The sequence below is a fragment of the Zhengella sedimenti genome (assembly GCF_046506625.1).
Taxonomy (GTDB): Bacteria; Pseudomonadota; Alphaproteobacteria; order Rhizobiales; family Rhizobiaceae; genus Zhengella; species Zhengella sedimenti.
Map to the genome: position 1 here is coordinate 92,516 of NZ_JBKFFP010000001.1, position 25,686 is coordinate 118,201.

At 66.4% G+C, this 25,686-nt stretch carries 25 protein-coding genes and 1 pseudogene; 5 read left to right on the forward strand and 21 right to left on the reverse strand.

What is annotated here, in order from left to right:
* Window positions 1–49: 49 nt before the first annotated feature.
* From rimP to tsaB, 13 genes and pseudogenes are all read right to left on the reverse strand, one after another.
* Window positions 50–661 carry a ribosome maturation factor RimP gene (gene rimP, locus ACLB6G_RS00470; protein WP_410354144.1) on the reverse strand — a complete coding sequence of 204 codons (612 nt, stop codon included), beginning with the start codon at window positions 659–661 and terminating at the stop codon, window positions 50–52.
* A 176-nt stretch (window positions 662–837) separates the two neighbouring features.
* Window positions 838–1,023, reverse strand: coding sequence for a DUF2256 domain-containing protein (locus ACLB6G_RS00475; RefSeq protein WP_410354145.1), 186 nt, complete (start codon window positions 1,021–1,023; stop codon window positions 838–840).
* A 38-nt stretch (window positions 1,024–1,061) separates the two neighbouring features.
* Window positions 1,062–1,763, reverse strand: a complete 702-nt coding sequence (trmB, locus tag ACLB6G_RS00480) for a tRNA (guanine(46)-N(7))-methyltransferase TrmB (RefSeq protein WP_410354146.1) — start codon at window positions 1,761–1,763, stop codon at window positions 1,062–1,064.
* Between the two features lie 20 nt (window positions 1,764–1,783).
* A complete protein-coding gene (gene metK, locus ACLB6G_RS00485) occupies window positions 1,784–3,052 on the reverse strand; it encodes a methionine adenosyltransferase (RefSeq protein WP_410354147.1) in 1,269 nt (422 codons plus the stop codon).
* A 178-nt stretch (window positions 3,053–3,230) separates the two neighbouring features.
* Entirely contained in the window at window positions 3,231–3,644 is a 414-nt protein-coding gene (locus ACLB6G_RS00490; RefSeq protein ID WP_410354148.1) for a helix-turn-helix domain-containing protein, read from the reverse strand.
* A gap of 146 nt (window positions 3,645–3,790) precedes the next feature.
* Window positions 3,791–5,380, reverse strand: coding sequence for an apolipoprotein N-acyltransferase (gene lnt, locus ACLB6G_RS00495; protein ID WP_410354149.1), 1,590 nt, complete (start codon window positions 5,378–5,380; stop codon window positions 3,791–3,793).
* Window positions 5,381–5,614: 234 nt separating this feature from the next.
* Window positions 5,615–6,700 (reverse strand): annotated as a pseudogene (locus ACLB6G_RS00500) (hemolysin family protein); the annotation flags it as partial.
* A complete protein-coding gene (gene ybeY, locus ACLB6G_RS00505) occupies window positions 6,697–7,206 on the reverse strand; it encodes an rRNA maturation RNase YbeY (protein ID WP_410354150.1) in 510 nt (169 codons plus the stop codon). The pseudogene ACLB6G_RS00500 and the gene ybeY, both read right to left, overlap by 4 nt.
* Window positions 7,207–7,214: 8 nt before the next feature.
* Window positions 7,215–8,225, reverse strand: coding sequence for a PhoH family protein (locus tag ACLB6G_RS00510; protein WP_410355133.1), 1,011 nt, complete (start codon window positions 8,223–8,225; stop codon window positions 7,215–7,217).
* Window positions 8,226–8,286: 61 nt separating this feature from the next.
* Window positions 8,287–9,696: a tRNA (N6-isopentenyl adenosine(37)-C2)-methylthiotransferase MiaB gene (miaB, locus tag ACLB6G_RS00515; RefSeq protein WP_410354151.1), complete on the reverse strand. Its 1,410-nt coding sequence runs from the start codon at window positions 9,694–9,696 to the stop codon at window positions 8,287–8,289.
* A gap of 56 nt (window positions 9,697–9,752) precedes the next feature.
* The gene (olsA, locus tag ACLB6G_RS00520) at window positions 9,753–10,598 is read right to left on the reverse strand and encodes a lyso-ornithine lipid O-acyltransferase (protein ID WP_410354152.1); all 846 of its coding nucleotides are present in this window, start codon (window positions 10,596–10,598) and stop codon (window positions 9,753–9,755) included.
* A complete protein-coding gene (gene rimI / locus ACLB6G_RS00525; protein WP_410354153.1) occupies window positions 10,595–11,086 on the reverse strand; it encodes a ribosomal protein S18-alanine N-acetyltransferase in 492 nt (163 codons plus the stop codon). Before rimI ends, olsA begins: the two co-directional genes overlap by 4 nt.
* Window positions 11,087–11,088: 2 nt before the next feature.
* Complete coding sequence (gene tsaB / locus ACLB6G_RS00530) at window positions 11,089–11,769, reverse strand: tRNA (adenosine(37)-N6)-threonylcarbamoyltransferase complex dimerization subunit type 1 TsaB (RefSeq protein ID WP_410354154.1); 681 nt, start codon at window positions 11,767–11,769, stop codon at window positions 11,089–11,091.
* Window positions 11,770–11,932: 163 nt separating this feature from the next.
* On the opposite strand from tsaB, the gene ACLB6G_RS00535 reads away from it, so the two are divergent.
* The 3 genes from ACLB6G_RS00535 (at window position 11,933) to ACLB6G_RS00545 (ending at window position 13,383) form a co-directional block, all read left to right on the forward strand.
* Complete coding sequence (locus tag ACLB6G_RS00535) at window positions 11,933–12,373, forward strand: DsrE family protein (protein WP_410354156.1); 441 nt, start codon at window positions 11,933–11,935, stop codon at window positions 12,371–12,373.
* Window positions 12,374–12,522: 149 nt separating this feature from the next.
* The gene (locus ACLB6G_RS00540; protein ID WP_410354157.1) at window positions 12,523–12,879 is read left to right on the forward strand and encodes a rhodanese-like domain-containing protein; all 357 of its coding nucleotides are present in this window, start codon (window positions 12,523–12,525) and stop codon (window positions 12,877–12,879) included.
* Between the two features lie 72 nt (window positions 12,880–12,951).
* Window positions 12,952–13,383: a MarR family winged helix-turn-helix transcriptional regulator gene (locus tag ACLB6G_RS00545; protein WP_410354158.1), complete on the forward strand. Its 432-nt coding sequence runs from the start codon at window positions 12,952–12,954 to the stop codon at window positions 13,381–13,383.
* Between the two features lie 89 nt (window positions 13,384–13,472).
* Here ACLB6G_RS00545 and ACLB6G_RS00550 read toward each other — a convergent pair whose 3' ends face one another.
* The 6 genes from ACLB6G_RS00550 to ACLB6G_RS00575 form a co-directional block, all read right to left on the reverse strand.
* Window positions 13,473–15,635 carry a malate synthase G gene (locus tag ACLB6G_RS00550; RefSeq protein WP_410354159.1) on the reverse strand — a complete coding sequence of 721 codons (2,163 nt, stop codon included), beginning with the start codon at window positions 15,633–15,635 and terminating at the stop codon, window positions 13,473–13,475.
* Between the two features lie 143 nt (window positions 15,636–15,778).
* Window positions 15,779–17,791 (reverse strand): hydantoinase/oxoprolinase N-terminal domain-containing protein, encoded by a 2,013-nt coding sequence (locus tag ACLB6G_RS00555; protein WP_410354160.1) that lies wholly within the window; start codon window positions 17,789–17,791, stop codon window positions 15,779–15,781.
* Window positions 17,792–17,922: 131 nt separating this feature from the next.
* Window positions 17,923–18,231 (reverse strand): hypothetical protein, encoded by a 309-nt coding sequence (locus tag ACLB6G_RS00560; protein ID WP_410354161.1) that lies wholly within the window; start codon window positions 18,229–18,231, stop codon window positions 17,923–17,925.
* Window positions 18,232–18,261: 30 nt separating this feature from the next.
* On the reverse strand, window positions 18,262–19,470 hold the full coding sequence (locus ACLB6G_RS00565; RefSeq protein ID WP_410354162.1) for an ABC transporter permease: 1,209 nt from the start codon (window positions 19,468–19,470) through the stop codon (window positions 18,262–18,264).
* Window positions 19,460–20,224 (reverse strand): ABC transporter ATP-binding protein, encoded by a 765-nt coding sequence (locus ACLB6G_RS00570; RefSeq protein WP_410354163.1) that lies wholly within the window; start codon window positions 20,222–20,224, stop codon window positions 19,460–19,462. The genes ACLB6G_RS00565 and ACLB6G_RS00570 overlap by 11 nt, the downstream gene beginning before the upstream one ends.
* Entirely contained in the window at window positions 20,221–21,468 is a 1,248-nt protein-coding gene (locus tag ACLB6G_RS00575) for an efflux RND transporter periplasmic adaptor subunit (RefSeq protein WP_410354164.1), read from the reverse strand. The genes ACLB6G_RS00570 and ACLB6G_RS00575 overlap by 4 nt, the downstream gene beginning before the upstream one ends.
* A 182-nt stretch (window positions 21,469–21,650) precedes the next feature.
* Here ACLB6G_RS00575 and lepA point away from each other — a divergent pair, with 182 nt between their 5' ends.
* Together lepA and ACLB6G_RS00585 are read left to right on the forward strand one after the other, a co-directional pair.
* A complete protein-coding gene (gene lepA / locus ACLB6G_RS00580) occupies window positions 21,651–23,462 on the forward strand; it encodes a translation elongation factor 4 (protein ID WP_410354165.1) in 1,812 nt (603 codons plus the stop codon).
* A 167-nt stretch (window positions 23,463–23,629) separates the two neighbouring features.
* A complete protein-coding gene (locus ACLB6G_RS00585) occupies window positions 23,630–24,115 on the forward strand; it encodes an RrF2 family transcriptional regulator (protein WP_410354166.1) in 486 nt (161 codons plus the stop codon).
* A gap of 11 nt (window positions 24,116–24,126) precedes the next feature.
* Here the strand turns inward: ACLB6G_RS00585 and urtE are convergent, their stop codons facing one another.
* Both urtE and urtD read right to left on the reverse strand, forming a co-directional pair.
* Entirely contained in the window at window positions 24,127–24,822 is a 696-nt protein-coding gene (gene urtE, locus ACLB6G_RS00590; protein ID WP_410354167.1) for an urea ABC transporter ATP-binding subunit UrtE, read from the reverse strand.
* 3 nt (window positions 24,823–24,825) lie between these two features.
* On the reverse strand, window positions 24,826–25,686 hold the full coding sequence (gene urtD, locus ACLB6G_RS00595) for an urea ABC transporter ATP-binding protein UrtD (protein WP_410354168.1): 861 nt from the start codon (window positions 25,684–25,686) through the stop codon (window positions 24,826–24,828).

Below are 25,686 nucleotides of genomic sequence, written 5' to 3' on the forward strand. Positions count from 1 at the left end.
CCTTGAGGAAATCCCGCCCGGCATCGCCTGGTCGCGGGACTTCACGCCGTCAATCCTCGTTGTCCGTTTCGCCGGCGGACGGCCTCTCCGCCGCGCCGCCCTTCTTCTTGCGGGCCTTGCGCGCCGCCTTGTCCTTCTTCAACGCGTCGCGGATCAGGTCGTCGGTGAGGACGAGCCTTGCATCGGCAATGGTATCGAAGGGGATGTCCACCACCGGCTCGTCGCCATAACTCGCCTGGTCGCGCTCCAGCGTGAACCCGTCCTCGCGCACCGCGGCGATGCGGCCCTTGAAGCGCTTGCGGCCTTCCACCATGACCGCCGTCTCCAGCTTCACCAGATGACCCTGCCAATCAGAAAAATCCGACTTGCGGACCATGGGGCGGTCGATGCCGGGCGAGGACATTTCGAGGTGATAGGCGCCGTCGACAGGGTCTTCGACGTCAAGGGCCGGCGAAATGGCGCGCGACAGTTCCTCGCAGTCCTCAACCGTCATCGTGCCGTCGGGACGTTCTGCCATGATCTGCAGCGTCAGCCCGTTCTGGCCGGACAGGCGGACCCGCACGAGGCGAAAGCCCATGCCGACGATCACCGGCTCGACGATGGCGGCAATGCGCGCGTCGATGCCTGTTTCCCTGACGATGCGGTCGTCCGTAGGTTCCAAGTGGTTTCCCTGTCCTTCTGGCGCCAGCCGCAGACGGCTGCCCCCTGCCGGGTAACAAAAAAGAGCGGGACCGGCGGGACCCACTCTCCGTCATGCGACCAAGAATTCGAGGTTGATATAGGCCGGTTCAGCGCAAAACGCAAGCGCCAAGGCGCCGGCTTGCCGAAGCAGCCGGATCACGGCGCTTCGCAGCGCGGCATTTTCGGTGTGCGCCGGGTGCGGCAGCGATCCGAGCAATAGCGGACATTGTCCCAGTCGCGCGCCCATTTGCGCCGCCACGCAAAGGGCCTGCCGCATGCCGCACAGGTCTTTTCCGGAAGACCGTCCCGCTTGAGATGCCGTTTCCTGCCGATGCCTTTCATGCGGCAGAGATGGCGTGACCTGTCTCCAGGGCAAGCGGTCAGGCGCGGATGAAGGTCAGATAGGCAGGCCGGCGGCCCTCGCGGATCGCCTTGGCCTCGTAGCGGGTGCCCGGCCAGCCCTCATAGGGCGTGTGCCAGTCGGAAGCGACTTGCGCCTGCCAGCGGAAGTCCGGATGGGCGCGGCAGAGGATCAGCGTCCAGTTGACATAGGTGTCGATGTCGGAGGCGAAGCGGAAGCGTCCGCCGGGTTTCAGCACGCGGGCAAAGCGGTCGAGGTTGGCCGCATTGACGAAACGCCGCTTCCAGTGGCGTTTCTTGGGCCAGGGATCGGGATAGAAAAGGTCGATGCCCGAGAGCGATGCCGGCGGCAGCCAGTCGAGCACGCGGGTTGCGTCATCGTCGTAGAGCCTCAGGTTCCCCCTGGGCTCGTCGTCAAGCTGGCGGCAGAGCTTTGCCATGCCGTTGACGAAGGGCTCGACGCCGATGAAGCCGATTTCGGGAAAACGGCCGGCCTCATTATGCAGGTGTTCGCCGCCGCCGAAGCCGATCTCAAGGCGCACGGCGGTGACCGGCACATGGAAAAGCGTTTCAAGCGGTTGCGGCGCGGGAGACGCGAGGTCCAGGCGCAGGCGCGCAAGCGTGCCGTCCATGCTTTCGGCCTGGCGCGGACGCAGCGTCTTGCCGTGGCGGCGGCCGAAGAAGGCTTCGCTCGCCCTCGTCTTGCGTTGCTCGGCGTTCATGCCCTGAGCCCCGGTTGCGTTCAGAGATCCTTCACGACGGCCTTGAGCGCCTTGACGAGATCGGTCTTCTCCCAGGAAAAGGATCCGTCGCGGCCGGCCTTGCGGCCGAAATGGCCATAGGCGGCCGTGCGCGCGTAGATCGGCTTGTTGAGGTCCAGGTGCTTGCGGATGCCGCGCGGCGTCAGGTCCATGACCTTCGCCACCGCCTTTTCCAGGACCGCGTCATCGACCTTGCCGGTGTCGTGGGTGTTGACATAGATGGACAGCGGCCGGGCCACGCCGATGGCGTAGGAAAGCTGGATCGTGCAGCGCTCGGCAAGGCCCGCGGCCACGACATTCTTGGCGAGATAGCGCGCGGCATAGGCAGCGGAACGGTCCACCTTGGTGGTGTCCTTGCCGGAGAACGCGCCGCCGCCATGGGGCGCGGCGCCGCCATAGGTGTCGACGATGATCTTGCGCCCGGTCAGGCCGGCATCGCCGTCCGGGCCGCCGATCACGAAGGCGCCGGTCGGATTGATGTACCACTTGCAATCCGCGGCGATGCGCAGATCGCCCAGGGCCTCGCGGACATAGGGCTCGACGACGGAGCGGACCTTGGCGGAATCCCAGCCGGCGTCCATGTGCTGGGTCGAGACCACGATCGAAACCGCCTCGACCGGCTTGCCGCCCTCGTAGCGCACCGTCACCTGGCTCTTGGCGTCCGGGCCGAGCAGGCCGGCCTCACCCTCATGGGCATGGCGGGCAGCGGCAAGGCGTTCGAGGATCTTGTGGGCGTAATAGATCGGCGCGGGCATGAGTTCGGGCGTCTCGTCGCAGGCATAGCCGAACATGATGCCCTGGTCGCCGGCGCCTTCGGAACCCTGCTCGTCGGCCGCGCTGTCGACGCCTTGCGCGATATGGGCCGACTGGCTGTGCAGGAGCACCTCGATCTTCGCCGTCTTCCAGTGAAAATCGTCCTGTTCATAACCGATGGAGCGGATGGCCTTGCGCGCCGCGGACTTGAACTTTGCGGGGTTGATCACCGGTTCGCCGCGCTTGTTGAAAAGGATGTTTCCGTCCTTGTCCTTCTTCATGAGCGAATCGGGGACGCGGACCTCGCCGGCGATCACGACACGGTTGGTCGTCGCCAGGGTCTCGCAGGCCACGCGTACCGACCAGGGATCGGTCCCGGTCTTCTTCGCCTCGCGATAGACCAGGTCGACAATCTCGTCGGAAATGCGGTCGCATACCTTGTCGGGATGGCCTTCGGATACGGATTCACTTGTGAAGATGTAGTCTGCACGCGCCATGGGAGATCCCCTCAAGAAAAACGGCGCACCATCGCGGTCGCGCCGGGCGGACGCCTTGTGCCAACAGCGCAGATATCCGTCAACCGTTTGCGGATTTCAAAACCCGCAAACGGCCTGACGTTGCAGCTTCGCAACATTGTTCAGCGAAAAATGATCGTCCCGCACCGGGCACGGTGCCTCATTCGGTGTCGGCGTCGCCGAGGGTGCGGACAAGGTCGATGACCTTGCGGCGCACCTTGGGATCGGAAATCTTCACGAAGGCGCGGTTGAGCTGGAGGCCTTCCGTCGAGTTGAGGAAATCGACGACATAGGAGGTCGAATTGTCCTCGGCCAGTCCTTCCGTGGGTCCCGACTGACCCGGCGCATCCTCGAAAAAGAAGGCGACCGGCACCTGCAGGACATCCGATATCGCCTGCAGGCGGCTGGCGCCGACGCGATTGGTGCCCTTTTCGTATTTCTGGATCTGCTGGAACGTGATGCCCAGGCTTTCGCCCAGCTTCTCCTGGCTCATGCCAAGCATGTTCCGGCGCAGCCGGATCCGGCTGCCGACATGGATGTCGATCGGGTTCGGTTTCTTCTTGTTCTCTGCCATTTTGTCCTCGCCGTGCGCCACGGCCGTTTGTTCGGTTTGTTACCCGGTGAGAGACCCTGGCGATCCGCATGCCCCCACATGCATGAATTTCGCGGTCAGCCGTCCTATGCCGGAGGTTGCACTATGACCCTGCTTTCGCCAGAGTGTCAATTCGGCCGGATTCTCGCCAAAAAGGCAAAAAAGGCGGCCAGGAGGAAGGTTATCACAATAGCGAACGCACTGTTCACTAAATTATTGCCTCCTGATCCGTCAACAGTCCGCAGCGGCACCTTCACGTCAAGGTTGGCCACCGAATCGAGCGCGAGGGCATCGATGACGCGGCCCTTCCCGTCAACATAGGCGCTGATGCCGTTGTTGGCCGCCCTGAGAAGCGGCAGGCCCAGTTCCACCGCGCGTATCTGGGCCTGGCGGAAATGCTGCCACGGGCCGGGGGTACGCCCGTACCAGGCGTCATTCGTCACGTTGACGATGAGGTTCGGGGCATTGCCGGCCGCCTCTCCGGCTTCAAGCGGAAAGATGATCTCGTAGCAAACGAGCGGCAGGGCGGTCACCCCGCCCGGAAGGTCCAGGGTGCGGCGGCCCGGCGCCGGCGTGAACTGCCCCGGGGCGTTGACGAACTGCGTCAGGCCCAGCGAAGTCAACAGGTCCGACAGCGGCAGGTATTCGCCGAAGGGGACGAGATGCATCTTGTCGGCGGCGCTGATGATCTCACCTTCGCCATTGATCGCGGTGACGGAATTGTAGAAGCGCGCGGAGGGGCTTTCGACGTCACCCTCGGCCCTGACGGCACCGGCAAGCAGCACCTGTCCGGGCTGGAGCGCCCCGGCGATGGCCGAAAGCACTTCGGGCCGTTCGGTCAGCAGCCAGGGGACGGAGGTTTCCGGCCAGATGACGAGTTGCGGGGCGGATTCGCCCGCGTCCGGCTTGCGCCTGGTCATCTCCAGATAGGTCTCGAAGATCGCATTGCGCGTTTCCGGGTTCCATTTCATCGCCTGGTCGATGGACGGCTGGACCAGGCGAACGGAGACGGCCGGCAGGTCCGCCGGTTCCGGGCGGCTCAACCGCCAGTAGCCGAAACCGGCATGGACGATGGCGAGTATGAAGGCGAGGACCAGGCCGGTCTCGCGCCAGGCACGGCCCGCCAGCAGCGCCGGCGCCGCGAAGACATAGACGGCAAGCGTATTGACGCCGAGGATGCCGATGACCGATGCGCTCTGCATGAGAACCGGAACCGGCATGGCGGCCTGGCCGACCGGGTTCCAGGGAAAGCCCGTAAAGGCGACCGCGCGGAGCCATTCGGCAACGCCGAAGCCGAAGGCAAGGGCGAAGATGCGGCCCAGATCGTGACGCCAGAGCGCGCTGGCCAGGGCGCAGGCGAGGCCGAAGAACAGCGCGAGGACCGTCGGAAGGCCCAGCACCGCGAAGGGCATGGCCCAGGCATGGGCGTCGGCTTCCACGAGAAGGGCCCGCCCGATCCACCACAACCCGGCGACGAAGTAGCCGAAACCGAACCACCAGCCGGTGGCGAAGAAGGGAAGGACGCGTGACAGGAAACCGCGGCCACCATCGCCGGCCGCCCCGTCGAGCAGCCAGACGAGCACCGGAAAGGCGATGAAACAGACCGCGAAGAAATCGTAGGGCGGCTGCGACAGCACGGCCAGGGCGCCTGCCGCGAATGCCGCGGCACGCCGCTTCCAGCCCCACAAGAGGACGATCCTGCCTGCCAGCCGCTCCATGGAGCTCCCGCGTCGTTGCGCCGCGATCCAAACGCGAATCACGGTCAACCAGACTTAGAGTATTTCGGCCGAAGATTGAATCGTCACGGCCGCAGCCGTGCGGCCAGCCCGCGGACGACGGACCGGACGCCCGCCTGCAGGCCATGGCCGGCCCTAGGAACCGGTGGCCTCGCGCGCAGGCGCTGCGGAGGGCTCGATTGACGGCTCCCTCGACGGTTCGCCGGACTGTTCATTGGCCGGTTCCGGCGCTCCGGCAACGGGCTGCGGAGGCGCACCGGCGCCTGGCGCCTTCTGCGGCTGCCTGCGACGGCCGTGACCGGCGCGCACCTGCACGATCCGCACACGCTTGACCCGGCGCGGATCGGCGTCCAGCACATGGAACTCGAAGCCCGGAATGGCCTGGACCACCTCGCCGCGCACCGGCACCCGGCCCAGCGTGTTGAAGATCATGCCACCGACCGTATCGACGTCTTCCTCGTGCTCCCCGGCGGAAAAGCCGCTGCCGATCATGCGCGCGACCTCGTCGATCTCGGCGCGGGCATCGACGACGAAGACGCCGTCCTCGGTGCGGGTCACCATCGGTTCGTCGTCGTCGTGTTCGTCCTCGATGTCGCCGACCACCATCTCCACGATGTCTTCGAGCGAGACGAGACCGTCGGTCCCGCCATATTCGTCGATGACCAGGGCCATCTGGATGCGCGCGGCGCGCATGCGCGCCATCAGGTCGGCGGCGAACATGGACGGCGGCACGAAGAGAACCGGACGGATGACGGAGAGTTCTGAAACAGGGCGCGACAGTTCCACGACGGAAAGGTCCAGATCCGCCGGACGCTGGGCGGACTCCTTGCGCGGTCGTCCGCGCCGCTTGCCGCGGGCCAAGCGCGTGATGTGGTTCAGCACGTCGCGGATGTGGATCATGCCGCGCGGGTCGTCCAGCGTCTCGTGATAGACCGGCAGGCGCGAATGCCCGGAGTTTTCCAGCGCCACGAGAAGTTCGCCCAGCGTGGTGGACAGATCCACCGCGTCGATCTCGGCGCGCGGCACCATGACGTCCTCCACCCGCAATTCGCGCAGGGTGAGGATGTTGTTCAGCATGGCGCGCTCTTCGGGCGTGAAGGCGTGCATGTGGCCGTCCTCGCCGGCCAGCGCGTCGGTCAGGTCCTCGCGCAGGCTGGAGGTGTTGCGCGGGCGAAATGCCTCTGCAATCCGGCGCAGCAATGGCCGGTTACGCGCGGATTCGGCTTCCTGCCCCGGACTGGGGGGCTCCTGTTGAGGTTCGGCTGGTTTCGGCGCGCCTGCCGCCGCTTGTCGGTCGTTCATCTTTCCTTCGCTGGCCCGCTCTCCCCGTCCGCATAGGGATCGGGGATGCCGAGATCCTCCAGGATGGCGGTCTCGAGGCCTTCCATTTCTTCGGCGTCTTCGTCTTCGAGATGATCATATCCCAAAAGATGAAGAAAACCATGAATCACCAGATGCGTGAGATGGTGATCAAAAGGCTTGTTGTCCAGTGCCGCCTCGCGCTCGACCGTCTCACGGGCAATCACGATGTCGCCGAGGACCGGTGGAAACGGATCGCCCGGCGCCAGGTCGAAGGCCGGAAAGGACAGGACATTGGTCGCCTTGTCCTGGCCGCGCCATTGCCCGTTGAGGCCGCGGATGGCCTCGTCGCCGGTGAAGACGAGGCTGAGTTCGCAGCCTGCGGCATCGCGGTCGAGCCGGTTGAGCACGGCCGCGACGGCACGGCGCGACAGTGCGGCGAGCTGCTCCTCCGGCAGCCAGCCGTCGTCCTCGATCATGATGTCCATTTCCGGCAGTGCAGCCGTCATGAGCGCGTTCAATCCGCCTCTTCGGGTGGTCTAGCCGCCCGGACCGGCGTCCGGCCGGCCGTGTCCGCATCGTATGCCTTGACGATTTCGGCGACAAGCGGATGGCGCACCACGTCCTTTTCGTTGAAGCGCACGGTAACGATGCCCGGCACGCCGGTCAGCACACGCAGCGCCTCCACCAGCCCCGACTTGACGTTGGGCGGCAGGTCGATCTGGCTCGGGTCGCCGGTCACGATCATGCGCGCACCCTCGCCCAGGCGCGTCAGGAACATCTTCATCTGCATCGACGTGGTGTTCTGCGCCTCGTCCAGGATCACCGCGCAATGGGCGAGCGTGCGCCCGCGCATGAAGGCCAGCGGTGCGATCTCGATGACGCCGGCGGCCAATGCGCGTTCCACCTTGTCGGCGGGCATCATGTCATAGAGCGCGTCGTAGAGCGGGCGCAGATAGGGGTCGACCTTTTCCTTCATGTCGCCGGGCAGGAAGCCGAGCCGCTCGCCCGCCTCCACGGCCGGGCGCGACAGGATCACGCGCTCGACCTGGCCACGCTCCAGCAGCATGGCGGCGTGGGCGACGGCCAGATAGGTCTTGCCGGTGCCGGCCGGACCGATGCCGAAAACCAGTTCGGAACGGTCCAGGGCGCGCATGTAGGCATCCTGGTTGGGGGTGCGGGCGTGGATGGTCCGCTTGCGCGTGGAAATCTGGGCAGCCGCGAGCTTGCCGCCGGTCTCCATGGTCGGCAGTTGCAACTGGTCATCGGCGGCGATGGCCATGCGGATGGCCCCGTCGACATCGGAGGCTTCCACCTCGGCGCCCTTCTGCAGGAGGCCGTAGAGGTAGTCGAGCGTGCGGCGGGCCTGTTCGGCCGAACCCGGCGGTCCCTTGACGGCGACCTGGTTGCCCTTCGAGCGGATGTCGACACCCAGCTTCTGCTCGATACGGGCCAGGTTCTGGTCGAACTGGCCGTACAGCGCCGAGGCCAGACGGTTGTTGTCGAAGGTCAGGACAATGTGCGCCATGTCGGAGGCGCCGGCGGGGATCTGCTTCAGTTCGCTTGAAGCGGTCAACGAATTCTCCTCGTCAACTGGCCGCGACCCTTGACCCGAAAAGGCTGTTGGAGCCGGCCTTCGTGATTCGCACTTTCACAATGTCACCGATTTCGATGGCGGTTTCATCAAGAATCACCGGCTGGAGCCAGGGGCTGCGGCCGACCTTCTGGCCATCATGGCGGCCGGGCTTTTCCACCAGCACGTCCATGGTGCGGCCGACCAGCGAGGCGGCGAAGGCGGCCTGCTGCTCCGAGAGGAGTGCCTGGAGCGCCTGCAACCGTTCGTCCTTGACCTGCGCGGGCACCTGGCCGGGAAGATCGGCGCCGGGCGTGCCGGGGCGCGGGGAATACTTGAAGGAGAAGGCCTGGGCATAGGTCACGTCGCGGATCAGGCGCATCGTGTCCTCGAAATCCGCGTCCGTCTCGCCGGGAAAGCCGACGATGAAATCACCCGACAGCGCGATGTCCGGCCGTGCGGCACGGATGCGGTCGACGAGCCGGCGGTAATCGTCGCCGGTGTGCTTGCGGTTCATGGCCTTGAGGATGCGGTCGGACCCGGCCTGCACGGGCAGATGCAGATAGGGCATCAGCGCGGGCAGGTCGCGATGGGCGGCGATCAGCGCGTCGTCCATGTCGCGCGGGTGGCTGGTGGTGTAGCGCAGCCGCTCCAGCCCGTCGATTCCGGCCAGCGCGAAGAGCAGTTGCCCGAGGCCCCATTCCCTGCCGTCCGGGCCTTCGCCATGCCAGGCATTGACGTTCTGGCCGAGCAGGGTGATCTCGCGCACGCCCGCTTCGGCAAGCTGGCGGGCCTCGGCCACGATCTGCGCCACCGGCCGTGATATCTCCGCCCCGCGCGTATAAGGCACAACGCAGAAGGTGCAGAACTTGTCGCAGCCTTCCTGGACCGTGAGAAAGGCGGTCACGCCGCGCGCCTGGACGCGCCTTCGGTCGGCGGCGGGCAGGTGCTCGAACTTGTCCTCGGCGGGAAAGTCGGTCTCGACGGACCGCACGCCGGCCCGGGCCTGGCGCACGAATTCGGGGAGCCGGTGATAGGTCTGCGGACCGGCGACCAGATCGACGGCGGGCTGACGGCGCATGATCTCCGCACCTTCGGCCTGGGCGACACAGCCGGTGACGCCGATGACGAGGTCGGCGCCCTGCGCCCTGCGCCCGTCCTTCAGCTGGCGCAGACGGCCCAGTTCGGAATAGACCTTCTCTGCGGCCTTTTCACGGATATGGCAGGTGTTGAGCAGGACGAGGTCCGCCTCTTCCGGGGACGCGGCTTCCGCGTAGCCTTCGGCGGCCAGCGCATCGGCCATGCGCTGGCTGTCATAGACATTCATCTGGCAGCCATAGGTCTTCACATAGACCTTTTTCTGCCCGTGACCGGCGGTGCCCGCAGCCGGGATCCCGCCCTGCTTGTCGATCGTCTCAGTCGTCATGAGGCTTCCTTAGTCCAATAGGCAGGCGAAATACAGGATTTTCCGATAAAGGCGGATCACGATTGCAGGGGAATTCCGGCCGACCGGCGGCGCTCCACCATCATGGCGCGCACACGCGCTTCCAGCTCCCGGGTCACGGCCTTGCGGTCGGACCCGGCGGTAAACGCGATGGCCTCGCCGACAATCACCTCGGCGTCGACACCGCCGTCTCCGACGATGCGCATGAGGTGGGGGGCAAGATCCTCGTCGCCGATCCAGGACAGCGCGGCCTGGTCCTTGCGGCCGGCCGGAAGGCCGTGATGGCGGGCATAGACCAGCGCCACGGGCTGCACGAAGACCTCGTTGACGCCGGTCTCCGCTATGGTGCGGCTTGCCGCCGACAACAGCGCGCTCTTGAACGGGAACAGGTAGTTGCCGTCGCCGGTCGTGCCTTCCGCAAAGAGGGCGACCGGATCGCCGCCGGCGAGGCGAAGCGCCATCTCACCGGCCTGCTGGGCGGACTTGTGGCGGCGCTCACGCTCCACGAAGATGGTGCGCGCCAGCCGTGCCAGGTGCTTGACGACGGGCCAGTGGCGCATGTCGGCCTTGGCGACAAAAGCCACCGGGGCGGCCGAACCGAGGACGAGGATATCGGTCCAGGAGACGTGGTTGGCGACGACGAGCAGCGGCCGTGCCTTCAGGAACGTGCCCTGGACGGAAACCCGGATGCCGAGGAAGGGCAGGACAAGCCGGTACCAGAGCTGCGGGATGCGCCGGGCGACCGGCCACTTGAAGGCCATTGCGGGAAGCTGGACCGGCAGCAGGACGAGCGTCACGCCGAAAGCCACGAGGACGGCCAGGGCGAGGCGCAAGCCCCTGAGGACGGCCGGCGTGGCCGCCTCCTCTCCCGGAAAGGCGCTCACCGGAAATCCACCCGCATGACGATGGCACTGTTGCGGCGCCCGTTTCCGGCTTCGTAGTAGGCCTTGCGTTCGCCGACCTTGCGGAACCCGAAGCGCCGGTAAAGCGCGATGGCCGCGGCGTTGGTCTCGTCGACTTCAAGGAACAGGCTTTCAGCGCGTTCGCCATGCAGCTTGCGCATGACCGCGTCCATGAGCAGGCGCCCGATACCGCGCCGCCGGAAGGCGCGCGCCACGGCGATCGTCAGGATTTCGGCCTCGCCCGCGGCAAGCCTGGCCAGAACGAAGCCGGCAGGCTGTCCGCTGCCCTTGCCTTCCTGGCAGGCGACGAAGGCGAAGACCGTGTCCTGCTTGAGCAGTTGCAGGAATTCCCCGTCGGTCCACGGGCGGATGAAATCCTCTTCGTGAAGGCGCGCCATGGCCTGCGCGGCCTCGATCCCGGCCGGGACCACGACGAAATTTTTCGCAAAGAAGCCGGGCCATCCCCACATCGTCAGCCGGGCCTCCGAGGCAAGGCGAAACCCTCCTGCGGCCTGGCATCCGCGCCGCGCAGGTAGAGCGGTTTCGGCTTTTCCTCCGCCGCCGGGCGCCGGGCAGCAAGCGCGGCGACCGCGGTAATGTCCGGTGCGGCATCCTCCGGCCCGAAATCGAGGCCGGACGCACCCGATGCCTCGGCCAGAAGCCTCGCTGCCGAACCGCACAGCGCCATGCCGCCGGCAACCATTTCCCCTGCCGCCGCGACGGTCATGGCGCGCGGACCGTCCAGCGGCCGGCCATCGGCGTCGAAAACCTGCGCGTAGACCTCGCCGCGGCGCGCATCGAGAGCGGCAAGGACGGGGAGGCCGGGATGCCGTATCCGCGTCTGCGCGGCCAGTGCCTCCAGCGTGGTGATGCCCGTGAGCGGCAGGTCCAGCGCCAATGCCAGCCCGCGCGCCGCCGCAACACCGACGCGAATGCCGGTGAAGGAACCCGGCCCGACGGTGACGGCCAGTCGCGTGAGGTCCTCCCAGCCCTTTCCGGCACGGCCCATGGCGGTGCCGATCACCTCCATCAACTGTTCCGCATGACCCTTGCCGATGTCTCGCGCATCGACGCCCAGGACCGCACCCGTCGCGGCATCGGCCAGGCAGGCGGCGCAGAGATTGGCGGCAGTGTCGATGGCAAGCAGCGTCATGGAAAAGCCGGTAGCCGAAAGCGAGGCGCGCGGCAAGCGCGCGAACGGCTGCCGGCGCCCTGGCCAAGGCTTGCAAGCGGCAGCGTCATGGCGCTTGCCAGCAGCGCGCTTTGCTGTATCGTCACATGCGCAAAAAGCTATATTTCAGAGGGAGGACTGAAACATGAAAAGATTGGCCACATTCGGCCTGGCTGCGGCGCTGGCGCTCGGTTCCTGGTCGGCGGCGCTCGCGGAGGCCGCGCACAAGGTCGCCATCCAGGTGAACGCCAACGATCCGGCGGTGATGAACCTGGCGCTCAACAACGCAAAGAACCTGCAGGCCTATTACGCCGGCAAGGGTGAAACCGTGGATGTGGAAATCGTGACCTACGGTCCGGGCCTGCACATGTTCATGGCCGACAGCCCGGTGAAGGACCGCATTTCCGCGATGTCGATGGAAGCGGACGGAACGATGCATTTCTCCGCCTGCGCCAACACGATGGCAGCCATGGAACGCAAGTCCGGCAGCAAGCCGGAACTGCTCGCCGAAGCAAAGGTGGTTCCTTCCGGCGTCGTGCGCCTGATGGAACTGCAGGAGCAGGGCTACAGCTATATCAAGCCCTGAACGCGGGGGCGAACTCCGGCGAAACGGAGACCGGGCGCCGGGGCGCCCGGTCTTCGCCCGTCCGGAACCGGCGCCAGCGTCACACGATCGACACGGCGGTATCCTAGCAGCCGGTTTCCCAACAAAGCGAATCATCAACGGAGCATTTCATGAGCAACGTGGAAAACTGGACGCCGCAGCAGGTGAAGGACGCGCTGGATGCCGGCGAGATCGTGCTGATCGACGTGCGCACACCGCCGGAATTCATGATGGAGCATATCGAGGGCGCGCTCCTGATGCCCATGTCGTTCTTCAAGCCCGAGTCCCTGCCAACGCAGGATGGCAAGCGCATCGTGCTGCATTGCGGCTCCGGCGTGCGCTCGGGCAAGATGTGCGAGAAGATGGGGGCGGCCGGTCTTTCGCCGCTGGCGCACATGGAAGGCGGTTTCGCCGCATGGAAGAACGCCAAGCTCCCCTATATCGGCATCGAGATGTCGAGCGGCGCGCCGGTCAAGGTGAACGGCTGAACGGCTGAACGGGGCAGGCAGGCAAGCAGTCCTGTATTTGACAAGACCATTGTCATCGTGGATGCATGGATCATGCGTCCTACTCGCGAACAAGACCTCGCCGCCCTCCTGACCCTGCTGCGGATCGTGCCGGCCGACCTGGCCGGCGCCTATCAAAGGTTGCACGAGGAGGCGGGCGTCAACCGTTCCGACCTGACGGTGCTGGAGCGGCTGGCCGACGATGGCGCGGCGACCGTGCCGGACCTGGCGCGGGCCCAGGGTGTAAGCCGGCAGCATGTGCAGCAGGTGTGCAACGGGCTGGAGGCGAAAGGGCTGATCGCATGGGGCGCCAACCCGGCGCACAGGCGTTCCCGGCTCGCCGCCGTCACCGACGAGGGCTACAAGACCGTGGACCAGGCACGGATGCGCGAAAGCCGCTTCATGCTCAATCTCGCCGGACGCTTTTCGGCCAGCGCGCTGGACACGACACGCCGGACGCTGGAAAGCCTGCGCACCATGCTCTGAGGACGAAGGCCGGGGCTTTGAGCCCAACCACGCCAAAGCCGGGGAAGAGGCACGGGAGCCCCGCGCCGTCTCACCTCCTTGCCTTTGGTTCAGCCGGCCGCGCGCTGCGCCTTGAGTTCCAGCCTGCGGCGGTGCAGCACCGGCTCGGTATAGCCGTTGGGCTGGGCCAGCCCTTCGAAGACGAGATCGCAGGCGGCCTTGAAGGCAATGCCATCAAAGCCCGGCGCCATGGGCACATAGGCCGGATCGCCGGCATTCTGGCGGTCGACGACGGCGGCCATTTCCTTCATGACGTCCATCACCTGTTCCCGGGTCACCACGCCGTGATGCAGCCAGTTGGCGATATGCTGGGACGAGATGCGCAGCGTGGCGCGGTCCTCCATCAGCCCGACGTCGTTGATGTCTGGCACCTTGGAACAGCCGACGCCCTGGTCGACCCAGCGCACGACATAACCCAGGATGCCCTGGGCATTGTTGCGCAATTCGGCCAGCTTGTCCTCTTCCGACCAGTTCGGGCGGACGGCCACCGGAACCGACAGGATGTCGTCCAGCTTGGCGCGGCCGCGGCTCTTCAGGCCTTCCTGCACCCCGGCCACGTCGACCTTGTGATAGTGGGTGGCGTGCAGGGTGGCGGCGGTCGGGCTCGGCACCCAGGCGGTGTTGGCGCCGGCCTTCGGATGACCGATCTTCTGTTCCAGCATGGCATGCATGAGGTCGGGCATGGCCCACATGCCCTTGCCGATCTGGGCATGGCCGTTCAGCCCGCACTCCAGCCCGACGTCGACATTCCAGTTCTCATAGGCCTGGATCCACGCGGCTGTCTTCATGTCGCCCTTGCGGATCATCGGGCCGGCTTCCATGGAGGTGTGCATCTCGTCGCCGGTGCGGTCGAGGAAACCGGTGTTGATGAAGACGACGCGCGACTTCGCCGCGCGGATGCATTCCTTGAGGTTGACCGTCGTGCGGCGCTCCTCGTCCATGATGCCCATCTTCATGGTGTCTGGCGCCATGCCGAGGACCTGTTCGACGCGGGAGAAGAGTTCGACGGCGAAGGCCACCTCTTCCGGCCCGTGCATCTTCGGCTTGACCACGTACATGGAGCCGGCGGCGCTATTGGCGCGGCGTCCGGCCGGGCCGATGTCGTGCAGGGCGATCAGCGCGGTCACGAAGGCGTCCATGATGCCCTCGGGGATTTCCGACCCGTCCTCCAGCAGGATGGCGGGATTGGTCATCAGGTGGCCGACATTGCGGATGAGCATCAGCGAGCGGCCCTTGAGCGTGGCCGCAGAACCATCCGGCGCGGTAAAGGACACATCCGGAGCCATGCGGCGCGTCATCGTCTTGCCGCCCTTCTGGAAGGTCTCCTCCAGATTGCCCTGCATGAGGCCGAGCCAGTTGGAATAGACCAGCACCTTGTCCTCGGCATCGACGGCGGCGACGGAATCCTCGCAGTCCATGATGGTGGTGAGCGCCGATTCCAGCACCACGTCGGCGACATGCGCCGGGTCGGTGCTGCCAATGGGGTGGCCGGCGTCGATGACGACGCGGGCATGCATGCCGTTGCGCACCGTGATGATCTCGGAGGGATCGGCCGCGTCGCCGACATGGCCGGCAAACTGGCCGGCATCCTTCAGCCGGGTCGCGCCGTCGGCGGTCTTCACGACCAGCTTGCCGTCCTCGACCGCGAAGCCTGTGGCATCGGACCAGCTTGCCCCTTCCAGCGGCGCGCTGTCATCGAGGAAGGCCTTTGCCCAGGCGATGACACGGGCGCCGCGTTCGGGGTCGTAGCCGCCGGCCTCCGGCTTGTCGCCCAGCGCATCGGTGCCGTAGAGCGCGTCATAAAGCGAACCCCAGCGGGCATTGGCGGCGTTCAGGGCGAAGCGGGCATTCATGATCGGCACGACAAGCTGCGGACCGGCGACCGAGGCAATCTCGGGATCGACATTGGAGGTCTCGACCTGGAAGGCCGGGCCCTCGGGCAGCAGGTAGCCGATCTCACGCAGGAAATCCTTGTAGGCGTCCATGTCGGCAGGCGCGCCGTTCTCGCGATACCAGGCGTCGAGCTTCGCCTGAAGGGCGTCGCGTTTTGCGAGAAGCGCGCGGTTCTTCGGGGCAAGATCGGCAACCGCGGCGCCGAAACCGGCGAAGAAGGCATCCGGCTCGACACCGGTTCCGGGCATGGCCCTCTCCACGATGAAGTCGTGCAATTGCCTGTCGATCTGCAAGCCGTTGCGGGTGACGCGTCCGGTCATGGGGGCCTCCTCGATTGGTCCGTCAGGCGCATGGGCGCCACGCTCGCCGTTCAAGAACACGCGCAGGGCTTTTCCGTCAATCGGCGAAAGTCGAAAGCACTTTCTCCATTTCGGAAAATATGCTTTTCGCCCGCCGCCGGGTGTCAGCCGGAGGCCAGGCGCGGACGGCCCGATGCGGTGGCGCTGACCGTCGCGGCGACGAGGAAGCGCTGGCCCTCCAGTTCGCTGGCCCTGATATCGCGCGTGACGACCGCCTGGGCTTGCGCCGCACCGGCCGAAAGGGCCAGTTCCACGGCGATTGCGGCAGCCCGTTCGCCGGCATGGTCGAGGGCTTCGGTCTCGGTGTCGAAATCCGCGACATGGTCGCCGATCATCACCCGGAAACGGCCATTGGCGAGCGGGGCCACTTCCGCGCTGGCGGTGAGGCGCACCTGCCCGGCCACCGCGCCGACGGCATTGGCGACACCGGCATCGGCCGGCACAATCACCTCGGCGCCGGTGTGACGTCTCAGTTTCGCGTAATGAAGGCCGGCGGAGGCGCCCAGCCCGATGACGGGCCGGTCCAGCGACAGTGCGGCATGGACGAAGCCGTCCGTCCGGTCCAGTGCACGCTGGGCCAGCGGATGGGCCATCATGGCCGCGCCGTCCAGACCGTCCTCGACCAGTGCCGTTTCGAGAATGACCTCGGCGGATCGCCGGGTGACGGCGGCGAGCACGCGGTTCGCCATCTCCTCGATGGAGGCGGCGAGCGGGCGGCCGCGCCCGTCCTTCCTGCGCATGAAAAGCGCGGTGCCCAGCCGGGCGGCATCGGTGTTCCAGTTGTCCTGCAGTCCCGCCGCATGGGCCGCATCGGACGGGGTGAAGCCGGCGACATGGGCGAGGCCGCCGGCGACCAGCCTTGCAAGCGCATTGGTCATGGGCAGGGCCGTCAGCAGGCGATCGAGCGGCTGCGGCTCGGCGGTCAGCAGGTCGAGAAGCCGCGCCTCGGACCGGCCCAGGCCTTCGGCTTGGCCAAGCCCGGTGGCCCAGGCGAAGCGTCCGTCCTGGCGTGAGGGCCGGCTGGCGGCAAGCTGACGCTCCAGCATCGGCGCGATGCGGCCCGGAAAGAGGGTTTCAGCCAGCGAAAGCGGGATGAGCCTGCGCGGCCCGAGCACGAGTTCTGCTTCCAGCGCCCCGTCGGCGAGCGTGATTTCGGAATCGCCACCAAGGCCGAAGGTGCGCATGGCCACGGCCTCGACCATGGTGCGCCAGCCGCCGACCATGGCGCCTTCCGGATCGAGGCGAGGCAGGCCCTTGTCGAGCACGGCGACATCGGTCGTCGTGCCGCCGATGTCGGAGACGAAGGCATCGCCCAGCCCCGTCAGCGCGCGTGCGCCGGCAAGGCTTGCCGCGGGGCCCGACAGGATGGTCTCGATGGGACGCTGCCTTGCGAAGGCGGCGGAAACAAGCGCGCCATCGCCGCGCACCACCATGAGCGGCGCGGCGATGCCTTCCTCTGCGAGAAAGCGCTCCATGGCATCGAGCAGCGCGCCGATCATCGGCACGAGGCGGGCATTGAGCAGCGTCGTGAGCGCACGGCGGGGACCGCCGAGCCTGGATGTCAGGTGATGCGAGCAGGTGACGGGCAGGCCCGTGCGTTCGGCGACCAGCCGGGCCGCTGCCTCTTCATGGGCGGAATTGCGCACCGCGAAGAGGCCCGCCACCGCCACGCCGGCGCGGGTGGCCGCCCAGTCGTCCAGCACCGCTTCCAGCGGCCCCAGATCGAGCGGGCGCGGACGGGCGTGGATGTCGTGGCCGCCGGGGCAGAAGACCACCGGATCGCCACCCAGTGCGCGGGCAAGCCCGTCGCGTTCCAGGTCGGCCGGCTCGAAGCCGATCATGACGAGCGCGGCGGGCGCGCCCTGTCCTTCCACCAGCGCGTTGGTGGCGAGGGTGGTGGACAAGGAAGCGAGCGCGATTTCCGACGGGGCGATACCGCTCTCGGCGATCACCGCGCGCGCCGCACCGGCGATGCCGATGGCGAGATCCCGGCGTGTTGTCAGTGCCTTGGCCCGGGCGATGACGCCGCCGCCCTCGCGCCAGAGCACGGCGTCGGTATAGGTGCCGCCGGTATCGATTCCAAGAAAGACCGGCTGGCCGGACGCGCTGCTCGTCATGTTTTCCCCTCTCCAGCAACGCGCAAAGGCTTAGGGCGGGCGCACCGAAAAGCAAGGCAAAACCGCTTCCCGCAAGCCGGACAGTGCCGGGGAAGCGGCGAAACGCGCTCGCCCCGACGGCGGCTGGCGGCCTACTCGCCGCAGTCGGCCTCACCGACCTCAAGATCGAAGCGGCGCGGGCCCATGACATCCTCGCCGCCCGGAACATCGACGATCGTCACCATCACGGCGCAGTCGCCGGCATAGACGCGGTACTCGTCCTCGTCCGTCCTCTCGATGGCATCGATCGGCTCGGAGTCCAGCGCTTCCATCACGCGCCCGTCGGCAATGATGCGCTCCAGTTCCTTCTGGCGCTGGTACCAGGGCGACAGGGCGGCAAGCGCGGGGAGCGCGAACAGGCAGGCGGCTGCGGCAATGAGGGTGCGCGGGGGCATGAACATGGGCTTTCTCCTCGGGGTCGTTTCCCGTTCCTATTCGTGATGCAGGGCCTCGATGGGATCCAGCCGCGCGGCGCGGCGCGCCGGGAAATAGCCGAAGACGATGCCGATGAAGGCCGAAAAGACGAAGGCCAGCGCCACCACGCCCCAGTCCGGCGAGAATGGCACGCGCATGAAGACCGACCCCGCATAGCCCAGGCCAAGCCCGGCTACGATGCCGATCAGGCCGCCGATCAGCGACAGCACCACGGCCTCGACAAGGAACTGCATGAGCACCTGGCCCTCCGTGGCGCCGATGGCCAGCCGGATGCCGATCTCGCGGGTGCGCTCGGTGACGCTGACCAGCATGATGTTCATGATGCCGATGCCGCCGACGAGCAGGCTGACGGCGGCCACGGCGGAGAGCAGGCCGGTCATCACGCCGGTGATGCCGGTCAGCATGGAGGAGAGTTCCTTGGTGTCCATGACCATGAAATTGTCCTCGTCGCCGGGCCGGACACGGCGGCGCTCGCGCATCAGCACCTCGATGGCCGTCTGGACCCTGGCGGTGGACACGCCCTGCTCCACGCCGACGAAGATGGTCGTCACGTCCTGTTTGCCCGATACGCGGCGCATGAAGGTGCGTACCGGCATGAGCAGGATGTCGTCCTGGTCGGAACCGAAGGCGGAAGCGCCCTTTTCCGTCAGGAGCCCGATCACGCGGCAGGCGATCTGTTCGAGCCGCACCGTCTCGCCCAGCGGATTGCCGCCGCCGAACAGTTCCTCCCGCACGGTTTCGCCAAGGATGCACACGGCCGCGCCGGAGCGGATCTCGCTTTCGAAGAATTCACGGCCCTCCGCGAGGTCCCAGTCACGCGTCGTGAAGAAGGCATTGTCGGTGCCTGTCACCTGGCCGGTGTGGTTCTCGTTGCCGGCAACGACGGTCATGGTCTGCGAATTCATCGGGGCAACCGCCTCGACGCCGGGCACCTGCTGGGCGATGGCGTCGATATCCTTCATGGTGAAGGGGGTGGCCGGACGGCCCGTGCCGGGCGGACCCCGGCTCAATCCGGGACGCACCATCAAGAGGTTGGTCCCGAGCTTGGAGACGTCGGATTCGATCTGGACCGTGGAGCCGCGTCCGATGGTGACCATGGCGATGACCGCCGCGACGCCGATGATGACGCCGAGCACGGTGAGGAAGGAACGCATGGCGTTGCGCAGGATCGCGGCAAGCGCCTGAAGCACGGTTTCACGAAACATGCCCTTGCTCCTCAAGCCGGATGCGGTCGTGCGCCGGTCGCGTGACGTCGCTTTCGATCAGGCCGTCGACGAAACGCACCACGCGGTCGGCATAGGCGGCCATGTCCGGTTCGTGGGTGACCATGATGACGGTCAGCCCCTCATCGCGGTTCAGCCGCGTGATCAGTTCCATGATCTCCACCGAGCGGGCGGTGTCGAGGTTGCCGGTCGGCTCGTCGGCCAGCAGGATTTCGGGCGCGGTGACGATGGCGCGGGCGATGGCGACGCGCTGCTGCTCGCCGCCCGAAAGCTTGGAGGGTTCGCGGTCCATGCGCTGCCCGAGGCCGACCTTTTCGAGCATGGCGGCAGCGCGGGCGCGGCGCTGGCCGCGCGGCACACCCTTGTAGATGAGCGGCAGTTCGACGTTGTCGATGGCCTTGGTGCGGGCCAGCAGATTGTAGCGCTGGAAGACGAAACCGAGATAGTCGCGGCGCAAGAGCGCCCGCTGGTGGCGGTCGAAGCGGGCGACATCGGCGCCGGCGAAGAGGTATTGCCCCGAAGTCGGCTTGTCGAGGCAGCCGAGTATGTTCATCGCCGTGGACTTGCCGGATCCGGAAGGGCCCATGATGGCGACGAACTCGCCCTGTGCAATGTCCAGATCGATCCCGCGCAGGGCGTGCACCGACGCATCGCCCTCGCCATAGACCCGGGTGATACTGCGAAACGAGATCAGCGGCGCCGGGGAACCGCCTGTCTGCTTCGACGGCGCGTTCATCGTCCGTCCGTCACGTCGGTGATGACCGGATCGCCGGCGGAGAGGTCGCCGGCCAGTATTTCGGTGACGATGCCGTCCGTGGCTCCGGTCTTCACTCGCACCTCGGCGGCCCGGCCGTCGCGCAGGACCCAGAGCGGGCGCATGCCGTCCTGGCCAGCGGCTGCGGGCGGCTGGCCGCCGCCGCGCGTCCGGCGCGGCATCAGCATGCCGAGGAGCCCGGAACCGCCCGTGGTCTCCTGCTCGACCGGCGGGGAGAAGCGCAGCGCCGTGTTGGGAACGGTCAGAACCCCGTTCTTCTCGGCCACCGTGATCTCCGCCGTTGCCGTCATCCCGGGACGCAGCAGGAGGCCGGAATTGTCGACGTCGAGAATGGCTTCATAGGTGACGACGCCATCGACCGTTTCGGGCGCGAAACGCAGCGCGGTGATGGCGGCATTGAAGGTGCGGTCCTGGTAGGCCTCGACGGTGAAGGTCGCCTCGTTGCCGATCACCACCTGGCCGATATCGGCCTCGTCGATGGCGACGGTCAGTTCCATGGCGGTCAGGTTCTCGGCCAGCGTGAAGAGGACGGGTGCGGAAAGCGTTGCGGCGACGATCTGGCCCGGTTCGACCGAGCGCCTGAGCACGATGCCGTCAATGGGCGCACAGATGCAGGCCTTGGCGAGATTTGTCTCCTGCAGCCGCAGGTCGGCCTCTGCAACCCGGATGGTCGCCTGCGCCGTCTTTATTGCAGCCTCGGCGCGCTGCCAGGCGGATTTTGCGGTCAGAAGGTTTTCGGTCGAGGCGATGCCGCGCTCGTTCAGCCGCACGGCCCGGTCATAGCCGTCGCGCCGCTCTTCCATCGTGACGCGGGCTTCCTCCAGCGCTGCCTGGCGCGCGGCAAGCTGGGCGCGGGCCGATGCGACGGCCGCCTCCAGCTTGTCGGTATCGAGGCTGGCCAGCACCTGGCCCTTTTTCACCACGTCGTTGAAGTCGGCTTCCACCGAGCGCACGGTGCCGGACAGTTCGGAGGAAATGTCGACCTGGCTGATCGGTTCGATCGTGCCGGTGGCTGTCACCGTGACGGTGATGTCCTTCACCGCCGCGGGCACGGTGGCATAGGCCACGGCCTCCCCGCCCGGGCGGCCCTGCCACCACCACAGCGCGCCCACCGCCATGGCGGCCAGCACTCCAAGCGCCAGCCAGCCCGGCCATCGGCGGCGGCCCTTGCGGCCCAGGGCCTCGATTTCAGCGGTTGTCGGCATGGTGCGATCCTGTCCCGTTCATGCGGCACACTTTGTCCAAGCGCCGCGGGCGTGCCTTGACGCGTGTCAAGCATGCGAAGGGAACTTAGGCCATGTTGCAGCGCAAGACGAGTTACATATCGGAAAGGTCCCTTGCCCGCTTGGCGCTTGCGTTTCCTTGGCCCCATGGTAAATGCGCGGGCATGACCGATACGCCACGCTCCCATATCCGCAACTTCTCCATCGTCGCCCATATCGACCATGGAAAGTCGACGCTCGCCGACCGGCTGATCCAGATGACCGGGTCCATCGAGGACCGGGAAATGAAGGACCAGATCCTCGACGCGATGGACATCGAGCGCGAGCGCGGCATCACCATCAAGGCCAATACGGTTCGCCTCGAATACGACGCGAAGAACGGCCAGCACTATGTGCTGAACCTGATCGACACGCCGGGCCATGTCGACTTCGCCTATGAGGTCTCGCGTTCGCTGGCCGCCTGCGAAGGCTCGCTGCTGGTGGTCGATGCCAGCCAGGGCGTGGAGGCGCAGACGCTGGCCAATGTGTACCAGGCGCTCGACAACGACCACGAGATCGTCACCGTCCTCAACAAGATCGACCTGCCGGCCGCGGAACCCGAGCGCATCAAGGCGCAGATCGAGGACGTGATCGGGCTTGACGCCTCGGAGGCCTGCATGATCTCGGCCAAGACCGGGCTTGGCGTCGACACGGTGCTCGAAGCCATCGTCAACAAGCTGCCGCCGCCGAAGGAAGGCGAGCGGGACAAGCCGCTGAAAGCCATGCTGGTCGACAGCTGGTACGATTCCTATCTCGGCGTGATCGTGCTGGTGCGCATCATCGACGGCGTGCTGAAGAAGGGCCAGACCATCCGCATGATGGGCACGGATGCCAAGTATCCGGTCGAGCGGGTCGGCGTGATGACGCCGAAGATGGTCATGGTGGACAGCCTCGGCCCCGGCGAGATCGGCTTCATCACCGCATCGATCAAGGAAGTGGCCGACACGCGCGTGGGCGACACGATCACCGAGGACAAGAAGCCCTGCGAGAAGCCGCTGCCGGGCTTCAAGCCGGCCCAGCCGGTGGTTTTCTGCGGGCTTTTCCCGGTGGACGCGGCCGATTTCGAGGACCTGCGCGCGGCCATGGGCAAATTGCGGCTCAACGACGCCTCGTTCTCCTTCGAGATGGAAACCTCCGCCGCGCTCGGCTTCGGCTTCCGCTGCGGCTTCCTCGGCCTCTTGCATCTCGAAATCATCCAGGAACGGCTGGAACGCGAGTTCAACCTCGACCTGATCGCCACCGCGCCGTCGGTCGTCTATCACCTCAACATGACCGATGGTTCGGTGATGGAGTTGCACAACCCGGCCGACATGCCGGACGTGGTGAAGATCGCCTCGGTGGAGGAACCGTGGATCCGCGCCACCATCCTGACGCCGGACGATTATCTCGGATCCATCCTGAAGCTGTGCCAGGAGCGGCGCGGCGTGCAGATCGACCTCAACTATGTCGGCAAGCGGGCCATGGTCACCTACGACCTGCCGCTCAACGAAGTGGTGTTCGACTTCTACGACCGGCTGAAGTCGATCTCCAAGGGCTATGCCAGCTTCGACTACCAGCTCAAGGACTATCGCGAGGGCGATCTCGTGAAGATGTCCATCCTGGTCAATGACGAGCCGGTGGACGCGCTGTCCATGCTGGTTCACCGCAGCCAGGCGGACCGGCGCGGGCGCGCCATGTGCGAGAAGCTGAAGGAGCTGATCCCCCGCCACCTGTTCAAGATCCCCGTGCAGGCGGCGATCGGCGGCAAGGTGATTGCGCGCGAAACCATTTCGGCCATGCGCAAGGACGTGACCGCCAAGTGCTATGGCGGCGATGCCACGCGCAAGCGCAAGCTGCTGGAGAAGCAGAAAGAGGGCAAGAAGAAGATGCGCCAGTTCGGCCGCGTCGAGATCCCCCAGGAAGCTTTCATCCAGGCCCTGAAGATGGGTGACAACTGAGGGGCGGCAGGGGCGCTCCTGCCAGCCTTCGACTGTCGACTCCCCCATCGAGCGGAGGGAGGCGGCAGCGTTTTGCCCTGTTTTCGCATGATCTCGATCAATGCGAGCCCGGTTGAGCAGGCCTAAAAGTTCATCTTGGATGAATGAATTGCCCCGGGAGGCGCGCGATGCGGCTGACGACACGAACGAATCTCGCCATGCGCACGCTCATGTTCTGCGCGGTCAACGACAGGCGCACCGTGCGCAAGGTGGAAATCGCCGAGGCCTGCAATGCCTCGGAAAACCATCTGGCGCAGGTGATCCGCCTGCTCGGCCAGCACGGTTTCATCCATGCCGTGCGGGGGCGAAACGGCGGCATGCAGCTTGCCCGGCCCGCAGGCGAGATCAATGTGGGTTCCGTTTTCCGCGTCTTCGAAAGCGAACTGCCCTTCGCCGAATGTTTTTCGGGCGCGGAAAACCACTGCCCGCTGACCGAGTTCTGCTGGCTGCGCCCGGCGCTGGTCAAGGCGCTGGACGCCTTCTATGCCACGCTGGACGCGATGACGCTGGCCGACCTGACAGCCGGAAACGAAAGGCTGGAGCGGCTGTTGCGCCTGCCCGCGCTGCCGCATGGCTCCGCCCGCAGCCTGTGCGGCGTGGCCGCCCATGCCTGACGGATCGCCCGTCACACGGTGAGGTGCGCGCGCACCTCCGGACGGTCCAGCGAGGGCGCATCGCCCGCATGGACGACTTCGCCGCGATCCATGATGTAGACATCATCGGCCAGTTCCCGGCAGAACTCCAGGTATTGCTCCACCAGCAGGACCGCGATGCCCTGGGTGTCGCGCAGGAAGCGGATGGCGCGGCCGATATCCTTGATGATCGACGGCTGGATGCCCTCGGTCGGCTCGTCGAGGACGAGGAGGCGGGGCCGGGTGACGAGCGCACGGCCGATGGCAAGCTGCTGCTGCTGGCCGCCGGATAGGTCGCCGCCGCGCCGGTTCAGCATGTCCTTGAGCACCGGGAACAGTTCAAACACGTAATCAGGGATGGAGCGGTCGCGCCGCTTCACCGGCGCATAGCCGGTCTCCAGGTTCTCGCGCACGGTCAGCAGCGGAAAGATCTCGCGGCCCTGCGGCACGAAGCCGATGCCGGCGCGGGCCCGGTCATAGGCGGGCGCGCGGCCGAAAACCTTGCCGTCGAGCGCGATTTCGCCGGCGGTCAGGCGGTGATGGCCGACGATGGCGCGCATCAGCGAGGTCTTGCCGACTCCGTTGCGCCCCAGGACGCAGGTGATGCGGGCGGGCTTTGCCTCGATGGACACGCCGCGCAAGGCCTGGGCCGCGCCATAGTGGAGGGAAGCGTTGGTGACGGTCAGCATGGATCAGCGCCCCAGATAGACTTCGATAACACGGGGATCGGCGGAGACGTGGTCGAGCGAGCCTTCCGACAGGACGGAGCCTTCATGCAGGCAGGTGACGCGCACGCCGAGATCGCGCACAAAATGCATGTCGTGTTCAACGACGATGACCGAATGGGTCTTCGCGATGTCCCTGAGAAGCCGGGCGGTCTCCTCGGTCTCGGCGTCGGTCATGCCGGCCACGGGTTCATCGACCAGCAGCAGCTTGGGGTCCTGGGCCAGCAGCATGCCGATTTCCAGCCATTGCTTCTGCCCGTGGGACAGGTTGGCGGCGAGATCCGACCGGCGGGCCGACAGGCGCGTGATCTCCAGGATTTCGGCTATGCGCCCTTCCCCGCTGGCCGCGGGATCGGAGAACAGCGTGCCGAAGACGGAGCGCGTTCCGGCCAGGGCGAGCGCGAGATTGTCCTCAACCGTATGGCTTTCGAAAACCGTCGGCTTCTGGAACTTGCGGCCGATGCCCATGGTGGCGATGTCGGCCTCGTCATGTTTCGTCAGGTCAATATCGCCGCGGAAGAAGACCTGGCCGGTATCGGGCCGGGTCTTGCCGGTGATGATGTCCATCATGGTGGTCTTGCCGGCGCCATTGGGCCCGATGATGGCGCGCATCTCGCCTTCCTGCAGCACGAGGGACAGGTTGTTGATGGCCCGGAAGCCGTCAAAGGAGACCGAGACGCCGTCGAGATAGAGCAGGGTCTCGCGGCGGCGCGAGACCTCCGCGCTTTCCGGCTGCGCCTGCGGTGCGTCCTCGATGTCGCGTGCCGCATAGGGATGCGGCAGGATGACCGGCTCGTCCGGATGGCGGGTCAGCGTGTGAGCGGGCAT